The 1,093-nt window shown below is 46.7% G+C and carries 1 protein-coding gene; it reads right to left on the bottom strand.

The window, feature by feature from the left end; genetic code table 11:
* Nucleotides 1-946: sodium:solute symporter family transporter (locus R7Q46_RS25155; protein WP_411978767.1), on the bottom strand; the 946-nt coding region annotated here is incomplete at its 3' end.
* Between the last annotated feature and the right edge of the window lie 147 nt (nucleotides 947-1,093).

Below are 1,093 nucleotides of genomic sequence, written 5' to 3'. Positions count from 1 at the left end.
GAGGCATTGTTTCACGAGCGAAGACAAGGTAAACCGCATCGCTTGCTTTCGCACCCAATGATGAGTATTGCGTTGCTGCATCTGGGTACAGGATTGCTGAAGCCCAAGGTGGGATGAACCAAATTACCGCGCCAAATAGCATCATCACAAGCGCCATCAGCGCAGCTTTACTTGCGTTTTTCGAATCTTTCGCGTTAAGGAAACGGTAAGACTCCTGCATGTTGTTGATACTTTGCAGCTGTTTCACTACGAAGAAGATGAACGTACAAACTAACAGTAGTGGGTAGTTCATATCTGGGCCCATGATGAAGCCACCAGGGAAGTTCTCAACGATCTCGCCAGGGCCACCAACGACGTACAATGCAACTGCCGCACAAGCAATGGAGATAACCGCAACAACCAGCGTTTGAATAAAGTCCGACGCCACTACGCCCCACGCACCACTCAGCAATGAGATAGCCAATACCGCAAGGCCAGTCACCCAAATGGTAGTCACGATGTCGGCATTAAATACCGCAGAAGCAAACACACCCAAACCGTTTAGCCAAACGCCCGCGTTAATCACACTTAACGGAATGATTACCCACGTGAAAAACTGCTCGTTAGTGTTACCAAAGCGGCGTTTTACCCCTTCAGTCGGCGTATCGACACGCATTTGGCGGAAGCGGCGAGCAAAGTAGAAGTAAGCGAAAACGTACGCCACCATGTTGCCAACAAACACGGCCAATACCGCGAAGCCATCGTTAAACGCTTTACCCGCTGCACCGGTAAACGTCCATGCAGAGAACTGAGTCATAAATGCTGTGGCACCAACCATCCACCAAAGCATCTTACCGCCCCCGCGGAAATAGTCGCTGGTACTATTGCTTGCCATTTTTTTGAACAGCAAGCTGATTGCCACCATCAGGGCAAAGTAGCCTGCTATTACTAAGTAATCGTATTCCATAATAGAAACCTCGAAACGCTGTTTTAATTTAGATAAATTATATTTTCAAAAAACAAAACTAACTGAGACAAAACTCAAAACAACGGTTCATTTTTTTATTTTTTGCGCTCAAACGTGATGAAGATCAATAGTGAGCGTCTTGTAAAT

The sequence above is a fragment of the Vibrio sp. 811 genome (genome assembly GCF_033339195.1).
This window is presented reverse-complemented; position numbering and strand designations above follow the sequence as displayed.